The 26,904-nt window shown below is 41.6% G+C and carries 15 protein-coding genes; 9 read left to right on the top strand and 6 right to left on the bottom strand.

What is annotated here, in order from left to right:
• Window positions 1–34 precede the first annotated feature (34 nt).
• From D7Z94_RS20905 to D7Z94_RS20885, 5 genes are all read right to left on the bottom strand, one after another.
• Window positions 35–1,528 (bottom strand): RagB/SusD family nutrient uptake outer membrane protein, encoded by a 1,494-nt coding sequence (locus D7Z94_RS20905; RefSeq protein ID WP_120713566.1) that lies wholly within the window; start codon window positions 1,526–1,528, stop codon window positions 35–37.
• Window positions 1,529–1,584: 56 nt separating this feature from the next.
• Complete coding sequence (locus tag D7Z94_RS20900) at window positions 1,585–4,695, bottom strand: SusC/RagA family TonB-linked outer membrane protein (protein ID WP_120713705.1); 3,111 nt, start codon at window positions 4,693–4,695, stop codon at window positions 1,585–1,587.
• Window positions 4,696–4,989: 294 nt separating this feature from the next.
• Window positions 4,990–6,690, bottom strand: coding sequence for a sulfatase (locus D7Z94_RS20895; protein WP_211341827.1), 1,701 nt, complete (start codon window positions 6,688–6,690; stop codon window positions 4,990–4,992).
• Window positions 6,691–6,707: 17 nt separating this feature from the next.
• Window positions 6,708–8,408 carry a hypothetical protein gene (locus tag D7Z94_RS20890; protein WP_120713564.1) on the bottom strand — a complete coding sequence of 567 codons (1,701 nt, stop codon included), beginning with the start codon at window positions 8,406–8,408 and terminating at the stop codon, window positions 6,708–6,710.
• A gap of 47 nt (window positions 8,409–8,455) precedes the next feature.
• Complete coding sequence (locus D7Z94_RS20885) at window positions 8,456–10,570, bottom strand: DUF5722 domain-containing protein (protein ID WP_120713563.1); 2,115 nt, start codon at window positions 10,568–10,570, stop codon at window positions 8,456–8,458.
• 163 nt (window positions 10,571–10,733) lie between these two features.
• On the opposite strand from D7Z94_RS20885, the gene D7Z94_RS20880 reads away from it, so the two are divergent.
• A complete protein-coding gene (locus tag D7Z94_RS20880) occupies window positions 10,734–12,173 on the top strand; it encodes a sulfatase family protein (RefSeq protein WP_120713562.1) in 1,440 nt (479 codons plus the stop codon).
• Window positions 12,174–12,554: 381 nt separating this feature from the next.
• On the opposite strand, the gene D7Z94_RS20875 is transcribed toward D7Z94_RS20880, so the two are convergent.
• On the bottom strand, window positions 12,555–13,595 hold the full coding sequence (locus tag D7Z94_RS20875; RefSeq protein ID WP_120713704.1) for a GntR family transcriptional regulator: 1,041 nt from the start codon (window positions 13,593–13,595) through the stop codon (window positions 12,555–12,557).
• 192 nt (window positions 13,596–13,787) lie between these two features.
• Between D7Z94_RS20875 and D7Z94_RS20870 the strand changes: the two genes are divergently transcribed.
• The 8 genes from D7Z94_RS20870 to D7Z94_RS20835 all read left to right on the top strand — a co-directional run bounded on the left by D7Z94_RS20870 (window position 13,788) and on the right by D7Z94_RS20835 (window position 26,897).
• Window positions 13,788–15,893: a bifunctional aldolase/short-chain dehydrogenase gene (locus D7Z94_RS20870; RefSeq protein ID WP_211341826.1), complete on the top strand. Its 2,106-nt coding sequence runs from the start codon at window positions 13,788–13,790 to the stop codon at window positions 15,891–15,893.
• 83 nt (window positions 15,894–15,976) lie between these two features.
• Window positions 15,977–17,257, top strand: coding sequence for a sugar isomerase (locus tag D7Z94_RS20865; RefSeq protein WP_120713561.1), 1,281 nt, complete (start codon window positions 15,977–15,979; stop codon window positions 17,255–17,257).
• Window positions 17,258–17,267: 10 nt separating this feature from the next.
• Entirely contained in the window at window positions 17,268–18,644 is a 1,377-nt protein-coding gene (locus D7Z94_RS20860) for an FGGY-family carbohydrate kinase (protein WP_120713560.1), read from the top strand.
• A 10-nt stretch (window positions 18,645–18,654) separates the two neighbouring features.
• A complete protein-coding gene (locus D7Z94_RS20855) occupies window positions 18,655–19,800 on the top strand; it encodes an alpha-hydroxy acid oxidase (protein ID WP_120713559.1) in 1,146 nt (381 codons plus the stop codon).
• 21 nt (window positions 19,801–19,821) lie between these two features.
• On the top strand, window positions 19,822–21,237 hold the full coding sequence (locus D7Z94_RS20850) for a purine-cytosine permease family protein (protein WP_120713558.1): 1,416 nt from the start codon (window positions 19,822–19,824) through the stop codon (window positions 21,235–21,237).
• Window positions 21,238–21,781: 544 nt separating this feature from the next.
• Window positions 21,782–23,608, top strand: coding sequence for a pyruvate kinase (locus D7Z94_RS20845; RefSeq protein WP_120713557.1), 1,827 nt, complete (start codon window positions 21,782–21,784; stop codon window positions 23,606–23,608).
• 537 nt (window positions 23,609–24,145) lie between these two features.
• Window positions 24,146–25,519: a 3-keto-disaccharide hydrolase gene (locus D7Z94_RS20840; protein WP_120713556.1), complete on the top strand. Its 1,374-nt coding sequence runs from the start codon at window positions 24,146–24,148 to the stop codon at window positions 25,517–25,519.
• Between the two features lie 19 nt (window positions 25,520–25,538).
• Complete coding sequence (locus D7Z94_RS20835) at window positions 25,539–26,897, top strand: Gfo/Idh/MocA family protein (RefSeq protein ID WP_120713555.1); 1,359 nt, start codon at window positions 25,539–25,541, stop codon at window positions 26,895–26,897.
• Window positions 26,898–26,904 lie beyond the last annotated feature (7 nt).

The following is a 26,904-nucleotide window of genomic DNA, read 5'->3' as shown; positions in this document are numbered from 1 at the left end:
ATTATATTCAAAACATTCGATGTTCTTTGCGGTATTAGAAATTAGGGTTCAGTTCAGACTCGGAAGATGGCAGTGCATAAAGCTCTCTTATATTGGTAAAAGCATTTCCTGCAGCGGGTACACCCTCTGGTAAATAGTAATCGTTAGGGTTGGCAATGACTCTATTTCCAAATTCTGTCATTACGGAAATGGCTTGTCCGGTTCTTAGCAAATCAAACCAGCGTTTATTTTCAAAGGCCAATTCTACACGACGCTCCCTGAAAATGGCATCGCCCAAATCACCGGTATGGCCGCCCAGACCGGCACGTGTGCGTACCTGATTCAAAAAGGTGATGGCCTCACCGTCCTTACCCTGCGCTTCCAAGGCTTCGGCCAAGAACAAGAGGACTTCGGCATAGCGATAAACTGGAAAGTTCATACCATGGTTGTTGTGCTGGGCATGGGGTTCTACATATTTTTTAATTATAGGATAAATACCGTCGTTCCAAAAACTTTCCCTGGTCTCAATATACATAATCGAGCCATCTTCCCGTAAATCGCCATCTTCATAGGCGGCGATGATATCAGGGGTGGGAATATTGTTTCCTTGTCCGTTTATGGGTTGTGCATCTGCCGTACCGAATAATAATGCAACCTCGTCCGCCTCAATAGGTCTAGGCAGAAACTGATACATAAAGCTACCTTGAAGTCCGTCAGCACCTTCTTGATATTGTACTTCAAAAACCGATTCCATATTGTTTTTATTACTACTATTTCCCGAGAAGGCATCTTCGTAATTCGGCATTAGCATATACTCTCCGCTGTTGACGACTGCCTTTAACAGTGTTTCCGCAGCAGCCCATTCTTGTAGTACAATATGCACATTAGCTAGAAGCGTTTGCGCTGCACCTGAAGTAACTCGACCGGGTTCTTGTTCAGATTTTAGGGGAAGTAAAGGAATGGCCGCTTGCGCATCCGAAACAATTTGAGTGTATAAGACATCCGATGAAGATAGTGGCAAAGCAGCACCTTCTCGATCGAGAACAGGTTCTAAGTGCATGGGTACCGACCCGAAGAACTGTACCAAATCAAAATAGGCAAAGGCCCTTAAAAATAGTGCCTGCCCCTTAATGTTAGCTTTGGCAGTTTCATCGAATTCAGCCTCGTCAATGGTGAATAAAACCTGGTTGGCACGAGAAATGACCCTGTACAAGTCACGGTATAGCTCCTGTACATTGCCATTTGGCGTAATGCCGCCTTCGGTAATCATCGAGTGATCGGCGATATCTTGGTTGTTTTCTGTTGCTCCAAAAGCTGTATTTCGTGCGAAGTAGGTATTGTCAGAACTCATTTCGGCCATAAAGGGTTTTTCTTGGTCGTACAAGTTCCGTAAGGGAGCATAGGTTCCGTTTATCGCCTGTGTAAAATCTTCCTCTGTTTGGAAGAATGTGGGTACACTCAACGAGTCTTCTGGAAATATCGTCAGTTCGTCTTCACAGCTCGTTGCTATGAAACCGATAAGACCAAGTAGTATGATTATTTTTTTCATTTTTCAAGTTTTATTATTTATCAAAAAATCTGTTCGCAAAGATTTCCAAATGTTGTCTAAAAATTAAGATTTATCCCAAAGTTGAAGATGCGTGGTACGGGATAGCCCGTAAGATCTACTCCAGGTTGCAAGTTACCTCCATCACCTTGTCCATCATTTTGATTGCTTACCTCTGGGTTTGGTCCTCCCCAGTACTTTGTGAAAATGTATACATTTTGAATAGAGGTATAGATTCGTGCAGACTTAAAGTACTTTTCTAATTTAGGTATGGTATACCCTAGGGTTATATTCCTAATATTAAAGAATGAGGCATCAGCTACAAAACGATCATTGATCCAGTCTCTTTCAATACCAGTTACCCGACCGCCACCTACGGTAGTCCCGTAAAAGCCATCACCAGGGTTATCTACGGACCTAAATCGATTTTTAACATCTGACAAAAGGTTAAAAACCCCATCCAAGTTCGTTGTACTGAACAAGTGACGAACCAGTAGTTCGTTGCCATGAGATCCTGTTCCAACTACTGAAAAATCCCAATTACCATAATTAATCCTATTGGTAATACCATAGGTGAAGTCAGGAAAAGGATTACCAGTAATTGCCCTATCATCGTTGAGTCCTCCCCTTGTAATAACACCATCGCCGTTAACATCGATGAGCTTGATACTACCCACGGTAGAACGCCCCGGTACCTGCGGTGAACTGTCCAAATCGGCTTGGTTTAAGTAAACACCATCGGATAAGTGCCCATAAAATTGGGCAAAGGGCTGACCTACTTGAGTGATATGCCAATTATTTGGACCAAAGACTTGATCGATTCCATCAGCCAATGCTACTACTTCATTTCGATTGAATGAAATATTGGCACTGGTTGTCCATCGGAATTTTCCGGTGGTATTCACCGTATTCAAGGAGAATTCATGCCCCCAGAATCTGATTTCGCCAATGTTGTCACTAAAGTCCTCAAAACCTGACTCTCTTGGTACATCAATTTCGAACAATAAGTTTGTCGTGTTTTTGGTATAATAATCATAGATAAAAGATACGCGGTCGTTGAAAAGACTTAGATCAAGCCCAATATCGAACTGTTCGGTGGTTTCCCACCCCAAATTGGGATTGGACAACGAACTTACGGCCGCACCCTGTGCAAAAGTATCGCCGAATACCGCATTAGCCGTTCGGTTCTCAATCACATTGTCCACCAAAGCATACTGTGTATAATCACCGATATTGTTGTTACCAGTGATACCCCAGCTACTCCTTACCTTCAGAAGCGATATAGTTTCGGAATTTTCCAGAAAAGATTCGTCAGAAACGATCCAACCCGCGGAAACCGAAGGGAAGGTACCCCATCTGTTCTCCGAACCGAACCTTGAGGACCCATCGGCACGTACGGCTGCGGTCAACAAATATTTTCCTTTATAGTTATAGGTAAGTCTAGAAAAGGCAGAGACTAAAGAATTTTCTTCTATCTCATTAAACGTCCCATTCCTGTTGATGTCGGTCGCGCCTTGAATAACGGGCAAGCGATCATCCGCAAAGTTCGATGCTTGGAGTCGGTCTCGGTCTAGACGAAATTTTTGAAAGGAAAAACCACCCAATACGGAGAAATTATGTTCCCCAAAGGATTTGGTATAGGTAACTATATTTTCATTTAACCATGAGAAGGTATTCCGATCGTCCCAAATGGCTTCATTATTGGTGGGGATAGGTCGGTTAATTCGAAAAGTAGCATTCGTAGGGCTAAAAAACTCGTAATTACTTCGATAGAACTCTGCATTCAACGTTGATTTGATACTGAGGCCCTCAATGGGTTTATACTCAACATAGGCATTCGAAAGCAAATTGAGGTTTTCTGTTTTATCCTTAATGCGTTCCGCTGAATTAAGCCAGTTGGCGTAAGCGAAGATGTTACCCGTATCCGCAGGAAACCTATTGAACTCCGTTCGTGTACCGTCTTCGTTGAAAATAGGCATGATAGGCCAAGTATGCAAAGCGTTAAATAGGATACCTTGCCCCCTCGTTCCATCAGTACGTGGATCTCTATCGATTACCCAGCTTGGTGCAACATTCAATCCTATTTGAATCTTATCGGATAAATCGTACGCCAAATTCGCCCGCAAGGTGTATTGTCGCCAATCACTACCCAAAACGACACCTTCACGATCGGTGAAACCTGCAACCATAGAACTGCGAAATTTTTCCGTACTGGATGAAACGGCAAGGCTGTAGATCGACATGGGTGCCGTACGCAGCAGGGCATCGTACCAATCATTGGTCTGACCCTCATATTGCGATGGATTCTGAAAAATATCGGGAACTGGATCCCCTTGATCTTCGTAGTATTCTTTTTTAAACTGCGCAAACTCAACGGCATCCATCATATCTAGTCTCCCACGTTGCGGGACACTTTGAATTCCTGTGGAGACATTAAAGCTTATATTGGTCTGTCCCTTCTTGCCCTGTTTGGTGGTGATTAATACGACACCATTGGCCGCTCTAGATCCATACAGGGAAGTTGAAGCCGCATCTTTCAATACCGTAATGTCTTCAATTTCGGCAGGATTTAACGTATTGATATTGCCCGCGATGGGAAATCCATCAACCACATATAAGGGATCACTTCCACCGGAAATAGATAATTGACCCCTGATACGGACGTTTATTCCATCACCGGGCTTACCTGTGGTCTGCGTAATCTGTACACCGGCCAATTGCCCTTGTAGTTTTTCCGTTACCTGAGTTACTGGTATATCGGCCAACTCTGTCAGGTCAACGGTTTGAACCGAGCCCGTAACTTCCCTTTTAATTTGGGTGCCATAACCGACAAGCACCACCTCGTCAAGACTAGTGGCATCTTCGATCAACGTCGCGTTTACCTCACTTTGGCCATTGACCTGTATTTCTTGAGTGGTAAAGCCAATATATGAGAATATGAGAGTAGCATTGTCATCGGCTACGTTTAAACTGTAGTTACCATCAAAATCGGTGACTGTACCATTGGTCGTTCCTTTTTCAACAACGTTTACCCCAGGTAAGGGTTGCGAGTCACTTGCGGAAGCTACAGTACCGGTAATCGTTACGTCTTGTCCCTGCATTGTGATACCCCACAGGAGGCCGAAAACAAAAAGGAATTTCCAAGAAATCCTGTAAGATTTTTTTTTCATAATCATGAATTTAAGTGGTTAGTTATCTAGTGTCCCCCCAATAAAGAAGCTTCTCTATCGGATACGGATAAAACTACTCTAGTATTCTATTACCAGTATCCTGTGGTGTCCTGTGGTATCCTGTACTGTCCTGTTAAAAAGATATATATTACTGATTTTAAATAAGTTACAAAAAGGTCGTTTATGATAAGAATTGAAGCATTGATTCTTATCCCTTACTTAAGAAGTAGACAAACCTAACCCAATAGTTTATACCTTGAGAAGACGTACTAGATACTACTCTTTTTCCTACGATTAGATTTTGTCAATATTCGCTTTGAATTCTGAAAACAAATCTACAAAGGGAGTATCCCTTGATTCTTTATTTGGAATATAACTTGGATTTAGAGTTGGCCAATATCGTTGTTCAACATTTTTCGTCAACCAAGCCATCAACTTTTTAAATAGGGTATCTCTTAAATCGGTCATTTCTGGAGCCAAATCATTGATTTCAAAGGGGTCTTCTTCAATATTATAGAGATGTAATCGACCGTACCAGTCAAATATTAACTTGTAATCGCCATCCCGAATGGCAGAATGCGGCGTTAACGGATACGGTTCATACGGACTATTATAAATTACGTTGAAGGGATAATGCCAGTAATGTACATTTTTACCATAGTTATTTTGCAGGTTCTGAAAATCGGAAAGTAAGGGGACAATACTTTGTCCATCCAAAGAATTTTCTTTCACCATAGCTTTGGCGTCATAACCTGCAACATCCAATATCGTGGGATAAATATCGGTACAGTCAACGGGCACATCCACCCATCCCCCCTGCTTAATTTTTCCTTTCCATCGAAATATTAGAGGGACTCGGATACCGCCTTCGGTCAAACAAGCCTTTCCTCCTAAAAAAGGAGCATTGTCGGTACCATCTCCCCTAGGGGTTATTTTGGAATCTATCCCACCATTGTCCGACATAAAAACGACCAGGGTGTTTTCTTCTAGCCCCGTTTGTTTTAGCTTATCCAAAATCAGGCCTATAGAACGGTCTAAACCTTTGACCATAGATGCATAAACGGGGTCTTTATGTCCGTTCCACCCTTTAGAAGCCTTACTCCCAAAATAGGCTACTTCATCTTCCTTCCCCTGATAAGGGGAATGTACCGCAAAATGGGAAAAATACAGAAAGAAGGGCTCTTCTTTCATTTTCGCGCGCTTATCCAAATAATCCAGAGCCTTAACAGTGAGATCGTCCGTGAGATATTCTTCCGTGGTCATATTTCCAGAATCTCCTATTTCCCATTGTTCCTGGGGCATTTTCGGAAAACGTTCTTTTGATTTGTTGTCCCATCCTTTACGCCAATCATAATACACCGAACCACCGGCATCAAACCACGCTATAGGTTCAAAACCTTGATCCGCAGGTTGGTATCCCTTGGCACCGAAACCACCAATGTGCCATTTGCCTATAAAGGCGGAATGGTAGTCTTTTAATGCTTCGGCAATAGAAAGTTCGTCCCTGCCTGCATCATGCAGTGTACCGGTAGGTACGGCAGAATTGGATGTTCCATTGATCAGGGCCTGTTCAATTTCTATATTATCCTTGTGCTCCAATACATCATGTGCGTAGTAGCCATTCGGAATATCCATGCTTTGGTTGTAGTAGGTTTCTCGGGGAGGCATAGCAGTGGTGAAACCCAACCTTGCTGCGTACTTTCCGGTCATAATGCTGGCACGGGTAGGCGAGCAGAGCTGATTGGCATAGGCTTGTGAAAAAGAGACACCTTCAGCCATCAATCTGTTAATATTTGGGGTTTCATAAAAAGTGCTGTCCATTGAAATGTCCAATACCTTTGATGCATAAGCCTGTGTATCCATGATACCGTAATCGTCAGCAAGGATAAATACAATATTCGGTCGTACCGTTGGTTTATCCGATTCTTGTTTTGTGTCGGGTTTGCAATCTGTGAACATTGTGATAAGGAAAAAGAGTAGTAAAAGGTGTCTCATATGTTCGAATATTTCTTTTATTCGGAATAATTATAGTTTGCCCTCCTGCTTGGTGCGTTATCACCGGCATTAAAAAAATCGTAAATGCTTTCCAATTTCGATGGATTGTCGACCCAATGGAAATCAAAATTCAAAACACCTTTTTGGGCGATTAAATCTCTAGGAATGGACAGCATCAATTGGTTTTCTTCGATGCTATAAGGTATTTCGGCTAGGACTTTCCATCCCTTTTTGGAATACCATTTTTTTATGGTACTGGTGCCGTTCCCCAAAATTTTATGGTTGATTACATAGTCATAGCCTTGCCAGCCCGTTGCACTATTCTTGTCCGAATCGATAAACAGAAGCATCCAGTTTTTATTTTCGGATGTCGTTAATGCATCCTTTGTTCTTACAAAAAAGAAGATATAATCGGCATTCCTCCCCACTTTTGTTTCAATGATATCGTTCCTTCCGTTGGTATTTACATAAGGCCCCGCCATACCTTGTTTTTGACTGTTTCTATGCGAGGTATCGCCGATATGATCGTAGTAAGTCGTTTCAATGGCGCTCCATTGGTCAAAGCTGCCAGATATGTCTATACTTCTTTTTTCGTCTGAGATTACTGGCTTGGGCATCCCTTTAAACCTACGTACGTTTGCCATCAACTGATAGTAGTAATTATCGGTATGCCCACCTTTCATGGGCTCAATATCACGGCTATACTCTTGATTGTATTGGTCGATAAAGTATACATCGTCCTCTTTGAGTTCCTTTCCTACTTTCCCTAAATGTGCACCGGGGTAAAAGTTCCATTTTTGGAGTTCTTCACTGATGTTTTTGCCCATTAGCTGTCTACCGGCCGACCATTCGTTCCATCCCGTTACAAAAACGAATTCAGGGTCCATTTCAATGGCCCTGTTCCATTGCTCCTGAAAAAAGAGTCCCTTTGTGGTATTTGGGGTTACATCGTATTCATTGGTTTTAGGTTGGTGGAAATTATGAAAACTCCGCCCGATATTAGAAAGTGGATGCTGGGCGACGGCAACAGGCATCATTTCCTTTTCAATGGGGTTTTCATGCCACGCTATGGCCTGTGGAAAGTGATCGATCCAAGGCCATTCATCTTTCCCTTTTTGGTCGTACCAGGGCAACGACGTCCACGCCCAACTTTGTTTTAGGTTGAAGAACACTTTGACTTCATCGGAAAAAATAATATCGTTTACCTTATTCCTTTCCGGCATTTCGTGCTGCCCGTATAACAGCAGGGGCTTTCCCTTCCAATAAAACCACAAATCTTTGTACAACCCCTTTGAGTAAAACTCCCCCCATAGCTTGTTGACCGATATCTCGCTTCCCAAGAAGGAGATATAAGGGGTTCGTTCCCCGTCTTTTCGCATTTTGGAGAAGACCTCACAAATTTTTAAATAGGTGTCAGGGAAGGTCTTGTTGTTGGTGACATCCAAAATGATGACATCAACACCGGCATCTACGAGCTGATAGGCATGCCTTCGGATTGCCCAATCTTCATGGTTGAGATAGTAACCTATTTCGGGCTCGCCCCAATAATGGGTTCCATTTCCCCACTGAGGCTTATCAGTAGTATTCTTTAATATTTCAGTGACATTAAAAGGTCCGAGGGCATTGGGATCGTTATGTGTTATGAAGTAGAACATGCCTACATAACGATTTTCTTTGGGAGGTCCTACTTCATTATATTCGGGCAATGCCCTACCCAAAGCATCGGTTACGGCCCAATTTTGATTCGGAATGTTCGTTGACGATTTCAGTTTTTTTTTCCAATTTTACCTTTATGGCGAATTTCATCCCAATTATCGATACCGATCATTTCTTTGTATTGATCGTACACTACGTCTTCTTGATCTGTTCCGAAGGCTTGGTAGACCTTCCAAACTGGTTTTATGCCACTGGGATCTTCCGCATCGTCGGGAAACCTTCTTAGGCCGATGCGCAGACCTCCCTCGCGACGATTATCCTGCCAATTGTGGTATTGGAAACCATCTATTCCGTCCAAGTATTTCATTTTCTTCATTGCGTAGGCCATGCCTGCCGCCTGTTCTTTCAAATCCTGATTGCTATAGGTGGGCGAATTGGTACCATTCTCAGAGAGGTAAACAATACGCTTGGTTTTACCCTTAAAAAGTACTTCGGGCTGTTTTACCCAGGCATCCAGTACTTCGGTATTTTTAAAGGTGATCAGTTGGGTATCAAAATCGAAGCTAACTTTTTTGTCCAACCACGTTTTAGGTTCACGAAGTGATTCGGGATAGGGATGGTGCGCAATAGCCCATTCAAAATCTCCTTCCGACTTGCTAAACTGTAAAAGTTGCTCCAACAATTCCTTGGAATGGTAGAACTTTGGGTTCGAGGTCCAGTTCCAGTAATGGGTCAATGATATAAATACTTTTGAGTTTGGATTATATTTTCTAGCGATGTTGTGCGAGATCCGCATCGATTTATGATAGAGGTCCATGAATACCAAAGCCGTTTTGTCGCCAGCGTTTGTCCATACCCATCCGGCATCGACTTCGTTATGAATAATGTAATGGTGTATTCTACCGTATTTTTTGTCCGGTCTGCTATATCTGTTAGCCAAAAAATCAAGAACAGCGGCATAGTATTGCACACCTTCGGGCGATGTTAAATTGGGCATACTATAAATACCTGCAGGGTCACAGTCGGGGTGCTGTAGTATACGCCCTATTTCAGGATCTTTGGCTTTAGAAGCTTTATCGACCAACAGGATCGCCGAAACCTCAATATCTCGCTCCGCCGTTGTCAAGAGGGTTTTATCGTAGTTTTTAATCTGTTCACTATCTACATAGTACGTTTTGCCCATATATTCAAAGGACATGTTTTTTGGAGACGGACTCGACCTAAAAAAATGGGTGACCCAAATGTTTACCGTGGCACTCGTAATCCCCAGATCATCAAGATCGGAAACCGGGGCATCGCGGTTGGCACTATACCCGCCCAGCCCTTTTTTGGTAGAAGGTTTTACAAATGGATAGCTATATTTTGGAACGATAGAATCGGCGTATCTGGCATGTGAAACCGGCAGGTAACGTTCTCCAATTTTTTCTGCAATCACCCATTTGGAAAGAACGCGGTCTAGATTGAAACCATGGCGTTGTGCGGTCCGTTCAAGGGACATATTAAATTTTCCCTTCTCGGACTTTAGGGGCACCATGAATTCAAAGCTCTTCAATTCTGTGGCGTGTTCGTAAGGACTAACCTCGGCTAAGAACAAATTCTTGCTGCCTCTGGTTACGCCTTGTATCTGTATCTTATTGTCCTTTACCAGAACATTTGTAACCTTATTTTGATAATTCCCGTTTAAATAGGATATCAAATTTTTTTCTAGGACAGCTTCCCTTTTTTTCTGAGCGTCCTTTTTGGCTTCAATTTCAGCCTCTCGGGCTGTTTGGGGTCTGAGTTTTAAGTTTTTTACCTGAATCCTCAATGCCGGGGCGGCACCAAAATCCAAACGGAGATAATCCCCTTTTTTACCCCAATCCTTCAATTCTTCGTTCAAATCTATTTTAAATTCTACCCATCCTTCCGTAGAGCCTACATCCCTAACTATTTTGGGTTTTAAACCTTCTCGCTCAGGATAAAAACGGACTTCGATAAAATCGACACCGGTAGGGCAGAAATATTCAAATGCAAGTCTATTGTTGGCAATATTCACGTTTGATGAAAGACCATTCGTAAATATATGGGGGTCTTTTCCGATTGTTTCGAGATCATAGATTTCCCCATCCAAAACCTCCAATCCAATATCATTGAATTCTTTCGGATTTATCGATAAGGATATTTGAGAATTTTGGGCAAGGAGACCCAAGGGCAAGATCAAAAAAAGGAATAGAGTTTTATGCATAAAAAAATAGTATTTTCAATAGATTCTAAAACTACCTTAGGTTTTTCTATAAACTATCCTGTCGTATACTGTTTGCTTTTTATGTCAGGACAGTGCATGACGGAATTTAAATTGAATCTGGATACATTTAACGCAATCCGTTACATGAAAATTATAGGAGCCCATGAAAATCAAAATCACTGCCTTTTTTATTCTTATGTCCATAGTTTCGATTTCCTTTGGTCAGGAAAAACCAAATGTCATTGTAATCTTTACGGATGACCAAGGATATGCAGATATCGGCGCGAACGGACAGGTAGATGACTTAAAGACTCCTAATATTGATATGTTGGCCAAAACAGGGATTCTTGTAACTTCTGGTTATGTAACTGCACCGCAATGTATCCCATCCAGGGCAGGATTATTGACAGGTCGCTACCAACAGCGATTTGGTTTGGATCACAATGGTATCATTCCACTTCCGCTTAGTGAGACCCTAATAGCCGAACGTATGCAGGAAGCGGGTTATGTTACGGGCATGACCGGTAAATGGCATTTAGACCCTAATCATCAATCCAAAGAGTGGATTATTCAAAATTTACCGGAACTAAAAGATAAAAAGAAATACTCCCCTGACGACATCCCTTTCGAGAAGAAAATACCCTACATGAGTTCTAATCGTGGATTTGAAAAAACGTTTCAAGGCTATGGAAATAATTTTTGGGCAACTTATACTTTAAACGGAAAAGAAATACAGGCACAATGGATAAAGCAAGAAGGATACCGTTTGGATGTTCAGACCGATGCCGCAATTGAATTCATCGAAAAAAACAGTGAAAAACCATTCTTCTTTTACCTGTCTTACTTTGCGCCGCACGTACCCTTGGAAGCTACTAAAAAATATCTTGACCGATTTCCGGAAGAGATGCCTATACGGCGTAAGTACTGTCTTGCCATGTTGTCGGCAATTGATGATGGTATCGGCAAAATAAAGCAAACACTGAGAAAAATGGGTGTGGAAGAGAACACCATTATATTTTTTATCAGTGACAACGGTGCCCCGCTAAAAATAACTATGGAAGATAAGCCTATCTCATTTAAGGGCGGTGCTTGGGATGGATCGCTGAACACCCCTTGGGTTGGCGAAAAAGGAATGCTTTCTGAGGGCGGCATACGTGTGCCCTTTATTGTAAACTGGCCTGCAGGCCTACCTAAAGGAAAGGTATACGACAGGCCTGTAATATCCCTGGACGTAGCTGCAACCTGTCTTTCACTTGCGGGAATCGATTTGCCAAAAAAACTTGATGGAGTAAATCTAATTCCTTATCTGACCGGCGTAAAAAAAGACGCACCACACGATGCTTTGTATTGGAGGTTTTGGGATCAATCGGCCATTCGTATGGGCAATCTAAAATTTTTAAAAGTCGGCAATCGCGAGTTTTTATTTGATGTGACTACCGCCGAGCACGAAACTAAAAATTTGATAGTTGACTATCCGGATAAAGCAATGCAAATGAAGAAAAAACTATTGGACTGGGCGAGTGAACTCCATGTAAAGGGAATTTCCGAAACAGAGATCAGACGCGAGAAAAAATGGTATGATCATTATTTTCAAAATAAGTAAAAGGAGTTATGAAAAAAAGTGGCTTCATCATATTGCTCATATTGACATCATGGCTACTAAGTGCTCAGGGAATAAATAGAGCTTTGTTCGCTTTTGATTTCAAGATGGATGAATTGTTCATACCCGAGCGCTCAAAACCGTTCGCCGAATTAGGTTATAAAGTCCGTTACGTTTGTCATTAAATATGGAGATTATTTTTATGCAACTGACTGGACGGGAGGAAGACTGTTGAAGATTTCGGATAACGGTGAAGTAAATGAAGTGTTGACCGGTTTTGTGCAGATGGCCGATTTGGGTATCGATTCCAAAAGAGGGATTCTAATAATTCCCTAAAAGGGCAAAAACCGTTTTATAAAAATTCAATTAAGTTCGATGTAAGCTTTAAATCGAATTTCTATCGATAAAATTGAACGGATTTTTTACCTTTCCTTTCTCCTTGTTCAAGATCATACGTGAAGCCGTCTCGCCCATGGCCTTAAAATCCGTAGAGATAACGGTAATTCCCAGTAGCTCTTTTAAGGGTGTGTCGTTATAGGATATTACCCCTATCTCAACACCCAGAATAAACTCTTTTTCTCTAATTTGATTGACTAGACTAACCAAATCCGTTTCTTCTATGGTTATAAAAAGATCCCCCTTTTTTAAAATAATATCGTCGAATATTTCGTCCAGAACTTCAAAAGAGATTTCGTGTTCGACACAGAATTTTTTGAAACCATGCAGAATCCGTTTAGGGTAGGGATAAACCGAATTTTCCGGATACACTAATATCAATTTATTATATCTTGAAACCTTGGCCAATCCCTCTTTGAGCGCATTGTAAATGTCATTCTCAAAATCTTGATAAATTTCAACAAATTCGCCATCTATTTGGAGTTGGTTGTTGTCCATTAGGATGAGTTTTTCCCTAGGTATCTTGCATATGGCTTTTACCGCTTCGTCCGTATAGCTTACATGTTTAAGGTTTTCTGTCTTAAAATGGGGCATAATTATATAATAATCATAGGCGTTGCTGTTCTTTTCGAGCAAATTTAGAAAAAGTGAATTATCGCAATGGTAGATGTACAGATCTGTATGTGAATTGCCCCCAATAGTATTTATAAATGAATTGTAGATGCGCATTTTATAGGCACTCAACTTATTGATCAAAAACAGAATGTTTACTTTGGATATCAATTTGGTACGGGTGATGTAATATCCTTTTCCCCTGATGGAAGTAATTACTTTTCTATCCTTTAGTATTTGATACGCTTTTTCTACGGTATCCCTTGAGAGCAAAAATTCCTCACTAAAACTGTTGATCGAAGGAATTTTGTCATCGATTTTTAGATTTCCGTTTGAAATATTGTTGATGATGGCATCTACTATCTGTCTGTATTTTGGAATCCTTGAATTTTCATCAATCTTTATATAATTGAACATATCCATAAAGTGTGTAGTTCTACATTTGGTTATTTTAGCACCAATTAGGGAATGAAATTAAGGCATTTAAATTGATAATTAAAAGTATATTGTAGACTCAGTAGTTTTGTATACTTAGAACAGTACAGTACAGGATGGCAACATTGATTCTCTATTTTAATTTAGCCGCAGTTAAAAATTAACGTTTATTATATGAATAACTTGACCAAGGATTTCAAATTTGTAGACTATCTATGGGACGAGAAGAAAGCTGATTTATTGGATGATGACCAAGTAGAACTTTTCCTATACCGATCTAATATTTTAGGGGCAGACCTTAGAATCACAAATTATGGTGGGGGAAATACAAGTTGTAAAACAATAGAAAAAGACCCACTGACCGATGAAGAGGTTGAGGTTATGTGGATAAAAGGTTCGGGAGGCGATATTGGTACATTGACAAAGGCCGGAATTGCCGGACTGTATACCGAGCGCTTAAGAAATCTTAAAAATGTATATGGGGGCCTTCCAGATGAAGATCGTATGGTAGGTCTCTTTAATCATTGCATATATGATTTGGAAAGCAAGGCCCCTTCGATCGATACGCCCTTGCATGGATTGCTTCCATTTAAACATATCGACCATCTACATCCAGATGCTCTTATTGCCGTAGCCGCGGCAAAAGACAGTGAAAAAGTTACCAAAGAGATATGGGGAGATACCATGGGGTGGGTGCCGTGGCAAAGACCGGGTTTTGATCTTGGACTTCAATTGGAAAAATGTTTGAACGACAATCCCGGTATCCGTGGGATAGTTTTGGGAAGCCATGGTTTATTTACTTGGGGCGACACTTCTTACGAATGTTATGTAAACAGTTTGGAAGTCATCGAAATGGCTTCCGAATATATAGAGACTAAAATCAAAGAGAAAGGCAGCGTTTTTGGGGGGCAGAAGGTAAAAAGTCTTCCCAAAGAGGAACGTATGGAAAAAGCCGCCCAGTTGATGCCCATGTTGAGAGGGCTATGTTCTTCAGAAAAAAGAATGATAGGTCATTTTAACGATAGTGATGTGGTTCTTGAATACATAAATAGTAACGATTTGGATCGGTTGGCTCCTATGGGCACCTCATGTCCCGATCACTTTTTAAGAACCAAGATTCAACCATTGGTACTCCAATTGGATGCCGAAGAAGACCTTTCCAATATCGAAGAAATACGTAAAAAATTAGAACCGGCTTTTAAGGCATATAGAAGGGAGTATCAAGAATACTATGATAAACACAAACACGACAATAGTCCTTCGGCCCGTGATGCCAACCCCATTATTATTATCTATCCAGGTGTGGGAATGTTCAGCTTTGCAAAGAATAAACAGACCACCCGGGTTGCGAATGAGTTTTACGTAAATGCAATTAATGTGATGCGGGGCGCGGAAGCCATTTCCGAATATACATCATTGCCAAGGCAAGAAGCCTTTGACATCGAATATTGGCTGTTGGAAGAAGCAAAATTGCAACGTATGCCCAAGGAAAAACCCTTATCAAGAAAAGTGGCATTGGTTACAGGGGCTGGTGGTGGCATAGGGAAGGCAATCGCCGATAAATTGGCCGAAGAAGGTGCCAATTTGGTGTTGACCGATATTGCCGAAGACAGATTAAAAGAAGCTTTAAATACCTATTCTAGGGATACCGCTAGCTACGCCGTATGCGATGTGACCAAGAGCGATTCGATCGCTGATGCCTTCAAAAAAGCATGTCTGGAATTCGGCGGGGTGGATATCGTAGTCCATAGTGCTGGTTTGGCAATTTCAAAACCACTTCAAGAGACGACAGGGGAAGATTGGGACATTCTACAGAACGTGCTGGTCAAAGGCCAATTTGAGCTGGCGAAACAGGCTGTCTCTATTATGAGGGAGCAAGGGTTAGGTGGTGACTTCATAAGCATTGCCAGCAAAAATGGACTAGTCTCGGGCCCTAATAATGTAGGTTATGGCACGGCGAAAGCCGCACAGCAACATATGGCCCGTTTGTTGGCGGCCGAGCTGGGCGGGGATAAAATTCGTGTAAATATTGTGAACCCCGATGGGGTTATCGTTGGTAGTAAGATATGGGAAGGTGATTGGGCCGAGGGCCGTGCAAAGGCTTATGGAATTACGGTGGAGGAACTTCCAGCACATTATGCCAAACGAAATCTGCTTAATGAAATTATTTATCCGGAGGATATCGCCAACGGAGTCTTTGCCTGTGTTGGGATTTTAAACAAGACTACAGGAAATATAATCAATGTGGACGGCGGAATGGCCAATGCATTTGTACGATAGTTGTTTGAGTTAGTTTTTATTTCAGGACTTCTACGGGCCTTTAGGCCCGTGGAAGTTTATTTCACAGCCAAAAGTTCAGTCCGATGAGAATAGACAAAAATCACATTCAAGATACCAATCAAAAATACATTGCGGAACATAACAGGCATTTTGATTTTTTATCAAGTCTACTTTCAGGAAAGGGATATCAAATTGATTCTATAATCAAAAAACTGGGGGATTTCCAGGTCGCCATACCCAGTTGGGCATTAGGAGCCGGAGGTACAAGGTTCGGTCGTTTTAGCTTTCAGGGAGAGCCTTCGAACCTTGAGCAAAAAATAGATGATGTGGGTGTTCTACATGCACTTACGCGGACTGCAGGGGCCATATCATTACACATTCCTTGGGATGTTCCTAACGATTATAATGCCATCAAAGAAGTGGCGAACTCCCATGGGGTTACCTTCGATGCCGTAAACTCAAATACCTTTCAAGATCAAGAAAGTGCCAGGGAGAGCTATAAGTTCGGATCGTTGAGCAACGCAAGCAAAGTAATTCGAGAACAGGCTATTGCACATAACATAGATGTAATAAAAATAGGGGATAAGCTGGGTTCAAAGAGTTTAACGGTATGGCTTGCGGACGGGACCAATTTTCCAGGCCAAGCTAATTTTCAAACTGCTTTAACGAATACACAAAATAGCCTAAAGGATATTTATGGTGAGCTTCCTGATGACTGGAAGCTTTTCATCGAATACAAGCCTTATGAACCCAATTTTTATAGTACGGTTATCCAAGATTGGGGCACTTCTTTTATGCTGGCCAACGAATGTGGCGATAAGGCCTATACCTTGGTGGATTTGGGCCATCATCTTCCCAACACCAATATTGAGCAGATAGTTTCTACCTTAATGTTGAAGGGAAAACTGGGCGGGTTTCATTTTAATGATAGTAAATACGGCGATGATGACCTAACGGTCGGCAGTATAAAACCTTATGCGCTTTTCCTCATTTTCAATGAATTGGTCTATGGGATGGAAAACAATCCTCAAAATCCATATCCTGCATGGATGATTGATGCCAGCCACAATACCAAAGATCCGCTTGAAGACCTCATGCAGTCTTTGGAGGCTATTCAAGAGGCTTATGCCAAAGCCCTTTTGGTAGACCAAAATTTGCTACGTGAAGCGCAAGTAAATCATGACGTAGTCAAGTGTCAGGAGCTACTTCAAGATGCGTATAGAACCGATGTCAGACCATTACTCGAAAAAGCAAGGTTGAATCGTGGTGGGGCACTTCATCCTATCAATGCCTATCGTTCATTGAATATAAGAAAAAACCTAATCAAGGATAGGGGAGCCGATTCTGTAGCATCCGGATTATAAAATTTTCATGATGAAGAGAAAGGTAACGGCCGTGTTCGATATTGGCAGGACCAACAAAAAGTTTTTTCTTTTTGATTCGGGCTTCCAAGAGGTGTATCGCGAGTATATTCGCTTTGATGAAATCACGGATGAAGATGGATATCCGACGGAAAACCTGAAAGCGTTAGAAAATTGGGCAATAGAGGTTTTTGATAGAATACTGGATTCTCGGGAATACGAAATAGAGACATTAAATTTTTCTTGTTATGGAGCAAGCCTTGTTCACATTGATGAAAACGGCAAAGCAATCACCCCTCTCTATAATTACATGAAGCCTTTTAAAGATGAAATTTTCAAATCTTTTTATGACAGCTATGGCCCGGAAGATGAACTATCAAGAATAACCGGATCTCCTAAGTTGGGTATGCTTAATACCGGCTTACATTTGTACTGGCTCAAATATGCGAAGCCAGAAGTATTCAACAGAATAAAATATTCTTTACACCTTCCACAATATCTGAGTTATCTATTTACAGGAATTCCAGTAAGTGAATATACTAGTATAGGTTGCCATACCATGCTTTGGGACTATGAGAAAGAAGACTACCATCTTTGGGTCTATCGAGAAGGAATACATGAAAAATTGCCTCCAATTACTTCTTCCAGAGAAACAATCCCTATAAATTATAAAGGTAAAGTCATTCGAATGGGTACGGGTATTCACGATAGCTCTTCTGCGCTATTACCCTATATCCATAGCATTTCCAAACCTTTTTTATTGGTATCGACAGGTACTTGGAGCATTTCGATCAATCCTTTCAGTACAGGCATGCTGACCTTAGAGGACATAAAAAATGATAGTCTCTTTAACATGCGAATTGATGGGAGTCCGGTAAAGGTTTCAAGATTGTTCCTTGGTAACGAATATAAACTTCAAGTTAAGGCTTTGTCCAATCACTTTAATGTCTCGGATGACTGCCATAAGAAAGTGAAATTTAATCAGGATACATTTTTTGAAATCAACAATGATTTCGTTGCTATGTTCAAATGGTCAAGTATTGCTTCGGGAGACATGCCGGAAGAGACCAAAATTCCGTATGATAAATTCGAACACGCCTATCATCAGCTAATGCTAGAACTGATACAACTGCAACAAAAAAGTATTAGGTCCGCTATGGGCGATGTAAAAATCAAAGAGCTTTATGTGGATGGAGGCTTTAGTGACAATGAGGTGTATGTACAACTGCTCTCGCAACATTTCGGGAACATGAAACTGAACACAACTGATTCCTCACTGGGATCGGCCCTAGGGGCTGCTATCGTTGTTTCCGATGTAATAAGCTTGGCACCCCAATTCCTTAAAAAGAACTATACCCTGAAGGAGCATAGTCCATTTATTCTCAAATAAAAAGTTGGTTATGACCTTAGAATTCAATCCTGATTTCCCGTCTATGGACGATTTGAGAAATAAGGCCAAGAGCCGCATACCAAAATTTGCCTTTGAATACTTGGACGGCGGTTGTAACGAGGATGTAAACCTGAGAAGAAATACATCCGAACTTCGGGAGGTACAGCTGAAGCCTCACTATTTAAGAGATTTTAACGGGGCCAGTATGAAGACCAAAATTTTAGGGATGAAGTATGATGCACCCTTTGGAATCGCTCCTGTGGGCCTTCAGGGCCTTATGTGGCCCAACTCCCCTGAAATTCTGGCAAGGGCAGCTTTTCTGCATAATATTCCCTTTGTTCTCAGTACGGTCACAACGACCAGTATCGAACGTGCCAGCGAGCTTACTGAGGGTAGGGCCTGGTTTCAGTTGTATCACCCAACCGAAAATTCACTCCGTGATGATATCATAAAAAGAGCGGCAGCAGCAGAATGTCCGGTTTTAGTCATTCTTTGCGACGTGCCGACCTTTGGTTTTAGACCAAGGGATATTAGAAATGGTTTGGCAATGCCACCAAAGATGTCGATAAAGAACATATTTCAGGTCTTGGGCAGGCCTTATTGGGCCTTCAACACCCTGAAATATGGACAACCCAATTTCGAAACCCTAAGACCTTATATGCCAAAAGGGTTGGATTTAAAACAATTAGGGAAGTTTATGGACCAGACCTTTTCTGGAAGATTGAACGAAGAAAAAATCAAACCCATCCGCGACATGTGGAAGGGCAAATTGGTCTTGAAGGGAGTGGCTTCGGAAGCAGATACAGAAGAGGCTATAAGACTGGGTCTGGACGGTATTATTGTCTCCAACCACGGCGGAAGGCAATTGGATGCTGGAGAGTCAACAATAAAACCACTAAAGACCATTGCATCTACCTATGGGGAGAAAATAGAGGTCATGATGGACAGTGGCCTTCGATCTGGTCCCGATGTTGCTAGGGCGATGGCCTGTGGTGCTAAATTTACCTTTATGGGGCGTTCCTTTATGTATGGTACCGCAGCTTTGGGCAAAAAGGGAGGGGACCATACCATATCCATACTAAAAACGCAATTGCAACAGGTAATGGAACAGCTGTGTTGTGAAAGAGTAACCGATTTACCCCAACATTTAATATAATAACCGCCAAAAACCAAGCAGATGAGTCAAGTAAGCGTAGAGGAAAAAATTACAGAAGAGGTAACTGGAGGGGAATTTGAGAGAGAGCCTGTACCACAATCAAAATTAAAGAGTTGGAAGAGTTTTTTGGGCATGTATGCAGGAGAGCATGCAGCGGGAACTGAATTTATGATTGGGCCTTTGTTTTTGACAGCTGGGGTAAGTGCCTTTGACTTGATTATTGGATTATTATTGGGCAATCTTTTGGCCGTATTAAGCTGGCGCTTTTTAACAGCTGAAATTGCTGTTAAGAACAGGTTGACACTCTATTACCAGTTGGAAAGAATCTGCGGGAAAAAATTGGTAATCGGTTACAATTTGGCCAATGGAATCCTATTCTGCTTTTTGGCGGGAGCTATGATTACGGTTTCGGCGACAGCCGTGGGAATACCTTTTGATATGGAAATGCCAAAGTTGACAGATACCATGCCAAATGGAATGACCTGGGTAATCATCGTTATATTGATCGGAGCGGTTATTTCTTTAATAGCCTCAAAAGGATATGATACCGTATCCAGAGCAGCGAATTGGATGTCTCCGGCCATCGTTTTGGCGTTTGTGGCTTGCGGTGTAGTTGCTCTGAACCAATTGGGTGTCACAAGCTTTTCCGATTTTTGGAATATTTGGGGCGAAGGGTCGGAGCCATTCCCTGGACAAATAAAATACACTTTTTGGCATGTTGTTATCTGGTCTTGGTTTGCCAATGCCGCAATGCATGTAGGTATGTCCGACTTATCCGTATTCCGGTTTGCCAAAAATGCCAATTCAGGTTGGACGACTGCAGCCGGAATGTATGTTGGCCACTATATGGCATGGATAGCTGCAGCATTGTTGTACGCGGTATATTTGAAATCTCCCGAAGCACAAGCCTTATTGTCCAACGGAGAAGCTCCACCAGTAGCACCTGGACCATTGGCCAATAATGCTATTGGAATCTTTGGTATCATAGCCGTTGTACTTGCAGGTTGGACAACGGCCAACCCAACCATCTATAGGGCCGGATTGGCCTTCCAGGCCATTATGCCCAAGGTCTCGACTTTCTGGGTAACCATAATTGCTGGCACAGTTGCCACCATAGCTGGACTATTTCCGGCATTTGCGATGAAACTATTGGGTTTTGTGGCACTTTACGGTTTCATTCTGGCTCCTTTCGGTGCGGTAATTGTCTTTGAACATTTCTTTCATAGACAAGCCGGCATCGTAAAGAACTATGCGGAAGTTGCAAATATCAAATATAATAAGGCGGTCCTTTATGCCTGGGCGATCAGCTTTGGACTTTTTTATTTTATATCCCTTCAGTTCGATGTTTTTTTGTCATTTGTAACCTTACCGGCGTGGTTGCTTTGCGGTGTGTTGTTTTTGGTATTTAGTAAATCGTTTAAGAAGAAGGTTAATTAGCGGCATTTTGGAAAACGATGTTAAAGAAGGAGAATAGAATTTTTTTGTGACCTTTGGGATACTTGGAATGACAGTGCTTGCCCATAGCATAAGGATGCGAATATCAAATATTACAATGCAGTACTTTTTATTTGGGCGATTGGCTATGGGTGGTTTTTTCATAGCCTTTCGGTTCTATGTTTTTTGTTATTCGTGACCTTACCGGTACAGTTGCTGCGCAGCCTGCCTTTTTTAGATATTTAATAGGAAAATGTACGCCAGATGATATCGTGGTCATTAATTTAACGATAAAAAACGAATGGCTTTTGAGTATATAGAAAGACCGATCTCAACATATTCCTAAAAAGACAGTAATATTCAATTCCCAATAATCTAAGATTTACCAAGATGAATCAACCACAATTTAATTTCCATTTTAAACATAAAGCAACCACTTTTCAAATGGATTAATTAACTTTTAGGACTCCTAAAACCTTATCGGTTTTTTGACCTGTTGATTTAAAAATTTTTGCTTGACATTAATCTTTATTGAAACCATTGGCGGATGAAAATAAAAAAAGAGAACATATTTGGGATAATCGAGCAATTGGATGCCATAATCGGCACAATGATAGAAGATGAAGAACGTTTAAAGGAGACCATAGAAAATGTTCACCCCTATCATGAAAAAAGTGCTCAAAACCTTATTAACTATATCTCATTTAGAAGTTTTGATGTCAGGGCAATGCAAAAACAGCTTAAGAATTTAGGCCTTACCCGTTTTGCCCATGCGGAAGGCCATATCAAGGCAAGTGTGCTTACTATCCGCTATCTACTGGGACTGGCAGTTGAAGAAAATCAAAAAGATGCTTTAAAAAAACAATGGTCCATAAAAAAAGGGGAGAAACTGTTGAAATCAAATACTAAAAACTTACTGGGGATAGCAGGTAAAGATAGGAGGGTGCGAATAATGGTAACCCAGCCCAAAGAGGCCGCTGAAGACTACCAAATGGTAAAACGGATGTTAGAAAAGGGCATGGACTGTGCCCGAATCAATTGTGCCCATGACTCACCGGAAGTGTGGTCAAAAATAATTTTAAATATCAAAAAGGCTGCTAGAGAACTAGACAAAGAGGTTAAAATCGCCATGGATTTGGCCGGGCCCAAAATACGGACAGGAAAAATTCTTCCAGGGCCACAGGTATTGCGCTGTAAACCCAAAAAAGACAACTTTGGAAAGGCCATAGAGCCTGGTAAATTAGTACTGGTATCAGAATCGGAGTACGTCTACTCGCCAGATGTTTTACCTATCAAATCAGGTGATTTAAAAACGCTGAAAGTTGACCAGGTACTCTCTTTGGTGGATGCTCGATCTAAGCACCGACAACTGATAGTAACAAATTGTACCGGAGAGAAAGTAGAGGTCGAAACAATGCAAACGATATACTTTGAACCTGATTTGGTCCTTATTGGCACCTCAAATGAAATGTTGGAATTGATAGTTGGCGAGATACCGCCAAAAGAAAATCCCCTTACACTCAAGACAGGAGATGAAATATGGATACATAAAGAACATGAATTGGGTCGTCCGGCGGAATTATTAGGTGATGGGCAAATGACCAAGCCAGCTACCATTTCATGTCAAATGCCCGAAGTATTTGAATATATCCACGAAGGAGACCGCATATTTTTTGATGATGGCAAAATTGCGGGAACTATAACCGAAGTGAGTGAAACCCTTTTTAAAGTCAAAATTACCTTAGCGAAAGAGAATGGGTCTAAACTTCGCGCTGAAAAAGGCATTAATTTTCCCGATACCCGATTGGGATTTTCAGGGTTAACCGCTAAAGATAAGGAAGACCTCGTTTTTGTAGCCAAAAATGCGGACATCGTGAATTTCTCGTTTGTGAATGGACCAGAGGATGTTGAACAGCTCTACGCGGAATTGGACAAACTGGGTGCATCGGAAAAATTAGCCGTCATTTTGAAAATTGAAACACAATTTGGGTTTGAGAATTTAGTGTCTATTCTTTTGGAGGCCATGAAAACGGAGAATATTGGTGTGATGATAGCCCGGGGAGATTTGGCCATTGAGACCGGCTGGGAGAACATTGGCCAAATTCAATGGGAGATGTTGTCCATTTGTGGTGCTGCCCACGTTCCGGTAATCTGGGCCACACAGGTATTGGAAAATTTGGCGAAAAGTGGTTTGCCCTCACGTTCTGAAATAACGGATGCCACAACAGCTCTCAAAGCGGAATGTGTAATGCTGAACAAAGGACCCTATATTACCGAAGCCATTTCTTTACTGAATGCCATACTCTCCAAGATGGAATCTTCACAACACAAAAATGAGTCGATGCTACCGAAACTTGGAACTGTGCAAATCTAAGCTTTACAAGCAGTGGGGCCATGCGCTTGGATCCGATAGGGCCAAACCAATGAAACAAAACCTCCATGGAATCGGCGGCTTTTTTGCTTGCACAAAGATGGCATGCAATACAGTGGTATTTACTCCCAAATACTTAAGCTACGGTCAACAATAAAAAGTAGGCCATCCGGTTCACTTGACCCCTTCCAAAAATGGAAAACGACCTTGGTATGCGATATAAGAGGGTAAAGACCTAATATTGGCATATATCCCAAGGAGCACTAGCTTTGACTCCCAATACAAGTTTAATGCGGCATACATATTCAATGCTAGTGCCAGCATACTGGTTAAAGTTAGCAAAGGAGGTTAAGATACAATTTGCATCATCTTAGTTAGAGCAATACGTTTAAAAGGCTCCTGAGATTCTAGGAGATTAAAGAATACGGTTTAATCTTGCTAAAGGCTAAAATATTTTTTACATTCGTTAACGTTAACGGTTGTTGTTTTTGACCTTAAACCAACATAACAAATAATCAAAAGCTTACAAAAGAAACACTTATGAAAAAAGCAAGCAATCTACTGCTATCAATTATTCTTTTTACAGGAATTTCCCTTTCGGCCCAAGACAATTGGGAAATGTTATTTAATGGGAAAGACCTAAAAAATTTCGAACAGCTGAATGGAAATGCCAAATATCAAATTAAGGACGGACAGCTTATCGGAACTTCCAAGCTGGGCACTCCCAACAGTTTTATGGCGACGAAAAAAACATACGGCGATTTCATATTGGAGTTCGATGTATTTGTTGAAAATGGATTGAACTCCGGGGTTCAATTTCGAAGTTTAAGTTTGCCGGATTACAATAACGGCAGGGTACACGGTTATCAATGCGAAATTGAAACAAGCTCAAGAAAATGGGCAGGAGGGGTTTACGATGAAGCCAGAAATGGATGGCTTTATCCACTCTCGAGAAATCCAAAAGGACGGAATGCCTTTGTTCCCGGTCAATGGAACCATTATAGGATAGAGGCTATTGGCAATACCATTCGCACATGGGTCAATGATACTCAATGTGCCAATTTGGTGGACGACACCACCGACAAAGGTTTTATCGCCTTTCAAGTTCATAGTATCCGTGATGAAAGTTTGGAAGGTAAAATCGTCAAGTGGAAAAACATAAAGATTAAGACGACCGCTCTGGAGAACTCAAGAAAGGGAGTTGATCCAGATGTACCCGAAATCAGTTACTTGGCCAATCAACTTACTGATAACGATAAACGTAAGGGCTGGCGTTTGTTATGGGATGGACAAACTACCAATGGATGGAGAGGGGCCAAGCTGGATAAATTTCCTGAAAAAGGCTGGGAAATAAAAGACGGTGCTCTTACTGTACTCTCTTCGGATGGAGCGGAATCTAGAAATGGCGGTGATATTGTGACGGAAGATTCCTTTAAGGATTTTGAGTTGAGTGTTGATTTTAAGATTTCCGAAGGCGCTAATAGTGGCATCAAATATTTTGTGGATTCCGAGCTTAATAAAGGTGAAGGTTCAGCAATCGGCATGGAATTTCAGGTGCTAGATGACAAAGCACACCCTGATGCCAAACAAGGAAAGAATGGTAACCGAACGGTAGGATCGCTGTATGATTTAATACGGGCCGAGAATGCCGACAGTTCCCGAGGCAAAAATTTTAAGGGTGTGGGTAAATGGAACAATGCCCGGATTGTGGTTAAGGGAGGCCATGTTGAACATTGGTTGAACCAGATCAAGGTGGTCGAATTCGATCGCTTTAGTCAAATGTTCAAGGCACTGGTAGAAAAAAGCAAATATGAAAAATGGGATAATTTCGGTCGCATTCCCGAAGGGCTTATCCTACTACAGGACCATGGAGATGAGGTTTCTTTTAGGAGCATCAAAATAAGAGAATTTTAACAAAAAAAATCAACCGATCATGAATAGGACAAGACGAAATTTTATAAGGAAAACAACTTTAGCTTCAAGTGGAATCATTTTGGGCGCCGGCTCTATGACTGCCAAGAGCTATAAAAAAATAATTGGTGCTAACGACCGGGTTCGTGTTGGTATTGTGGGATTTTCGAATAGGGCAAAAGGAGCCCTGATTCCTGCCTTTAATGGGCATAGCAAGGCTCAGAATTTTGAAATTGTAGGCGTATCCGACATATGGAACAGACGACGTGACGAAGGAGCGGCCTATATAAAGGAAAAGACAGGAAACAAAGTAGAGCAGTGGCGGAACAATGAGGAAATGTATGATAAGAACAAAATCGACGCAACAATTATTTCTACGGCTGATTTTCAACATGCACTCCACACGGTACAAGCTGCCAATGCTAAAAAGGATGTATACTGTGAAAAACCCTTTGCAGAAACCATGGAAGATGCCCGTATAGGGATTAAGGCTGTGAAGGATTCCGGAATCGTTTTTCAAATCGGATCGCAGAGACGTAGCGGTGCCAATTATCATGCTGCCTCGGATTTTATAAAGTCCGGCAAGTTTGGGGATATCGTAATGGTCGAAATGACTTGGAACGTAAATCAACCTGGTAGATGGCGTTTACCAAAATTGACTAGCGAAATAAAGGAATCCGATACGGATTGGAAACGCTATCAAATGAATCGGCCTCCAGCGGAATGGGATCCGAGAAAATATTTGGAATATCGTCTGTTCTGGCCGTATTCTTCAGGAATTCCTGGTCAATGGATGTCCCACCAGATTGATACGGTACATTGGTTCTCTGGTTTGGACCATCCAAGAAGTGTAGCGGCCAACGGCGGTATTTATTTATGGAAGGACGGTCGTAAGAACTTCGATACCATGTCCGCTGTTTTTGATTATGGCCCCTCTAACGACCCTAGTTCCGGATTTCAGGTAACGTATTCCTCTCGATTTACAAATTCTGCAGGCGGTACCAAGGAAATCTATTATTCCAATGCCGGGGAGTTGAACCTGGACACAAACAAAGTGAGCGATAATGGTGGGTTGTCCAAGAGACACGCAAGTGCCATGGGGATGAAACCGAATAAATTAAATGGCTTCAATCTTTCTGAAAATGCCCCAAAAGTGGTGACATCGGCCAATACCGGTGCGGATAATATGACCTCATTGCATATGCTGAACTGGATGGAATGTGTCCGTAGCCGTAAGACCACCAATGGTCCGGTAGAAGCTGGGTATAATCATTCTATCGCCAATATCATGACCACTGCTGCGCTTCGAACTGGTTTAAAGGCCACTTTCGACGAAAAGAATCAAGATGTTCTGGCCGGTGGAAAGGTGTTCAAATATTAATGGAAGA

The sequence above is a fragment of the Ulvibacterium marinum genome (assembly GCF_003626755.1).
Lineage (GTDB): Bacteria > Bacteroidota > Bacteroidia > Flavobacteriales > Flavobacteriaceae > Ulvibacterium > Ulvibacterium marinum.
This window is presented reverse-complemented; position numbering and strand designations above follow the sequence as displayed.

What these genes read in the sequence shown, in the direction of transcription:
- D7Z94_RS20865 (WP_120713561.1), top strand. Translation starts at nt 15,977, where the DNA reads ATGAGAATAGACAAAAATCACATTCAAGATACCAATCAAAAATACATT.
- D7Z94_RS20900 (WP_120713705.1), bottom strand. Translation starts at nt 4,695, where the DNA reads ATGAAAAAAAAATCTTACAGGATTTCTTGGAAATTCCTTTTTGTTTTC.
- D7Z94_RS20860 (WP_120713560.1), top strand. Translation starts at nt 17,268, where the DNA reads ATGAAGAGAAAGGTAACGGCCGTGTTCGATATTGGCAGGACCAACAAA.
- D7Z94_RS20870 (WP_211341826.1), top strand. Translation starts at nt 13,788, where the DNA reads ATGAATAACTTGACCAAGGATTTCAAATTTGTAGACTATCTATGGGAC.
- D7Z94_RS20895 (WP_211341827.1), bottom strand. Translation starts at nt 6,690, where the DNA reads ATGAGACACCTTTTACTACTCTTTTTCCTTATCACAATGTTCACAGAT.
- D7Z94_RS20875 (WP_120713704.1), bottom strand. Translation starts at nt 13,595, where the DNA reads ATGTTCAATTATATAAAGATTGATGAAAATTCAAGGATTCCAAAATAC.
- D7Z94_RS20855 (WP_120713559.1), top strand. Translation starts at nt 18,655, where the DNA reads ATGACCTTAGAATTCAATCCTGATTTCCCGTCTATGGACGATTTGAGA.
- D7Z94_RS20840 (WP_120713556.1), top strand. Translation starts at nt 24,146, where the DNA reads ATGAAAAAAGCAAGCAATCTACTGCTATCAATTATTCTTTTTACAGGA.
- D7Z94_RS20835 (WP_120713555.1), top strand. Translation starts at nt 25,539, where the DNA reads ATGAATAGGACAAGACGAAATTTTATAAGGAAAACAACTTTAGCTTCA.
- D7Z94_RS20905 (WP_120713566.1), bottom strand. Translation starts at nt 1,528, where the DNA reads ATGAAAAAAATAATCATACTACTTGGTCTTATCGGTTTCATAGCAACG.
- D7Z94_RS20880 (WP_120713562.1), top strand. Translation starts at nt 10,734, where the DNA reads ATGAAAATCAAAATCACTGCCTTTTTTATTCTTATGTCCATAGTTTCG.
- D7Z94_RS20845 (WP_120713557.1), top strand. Translation starts at nt 21,782, where the DNA reads ATGAAAATAAAAAAAGAGAACATATTTGGGATAATCGAGCAATTGGAT.
- D7Z94_RS20885 (WP_120713563.1), bottom strand. Translation starts at nt 10,570, where the DNA reads ATGCATAAAACTCTATTCCTTTTTTTGATCTTGCCCTTGGGTCTCCTT.
- D7Z94_RS20850 (WP_120713558.1), top strand. Translation starts at nt 19,822, where the DNA reads ATGAGTCAAGTAAGCGTAGAGGAAAAAATTACAGAAGAGGTAACTGGA.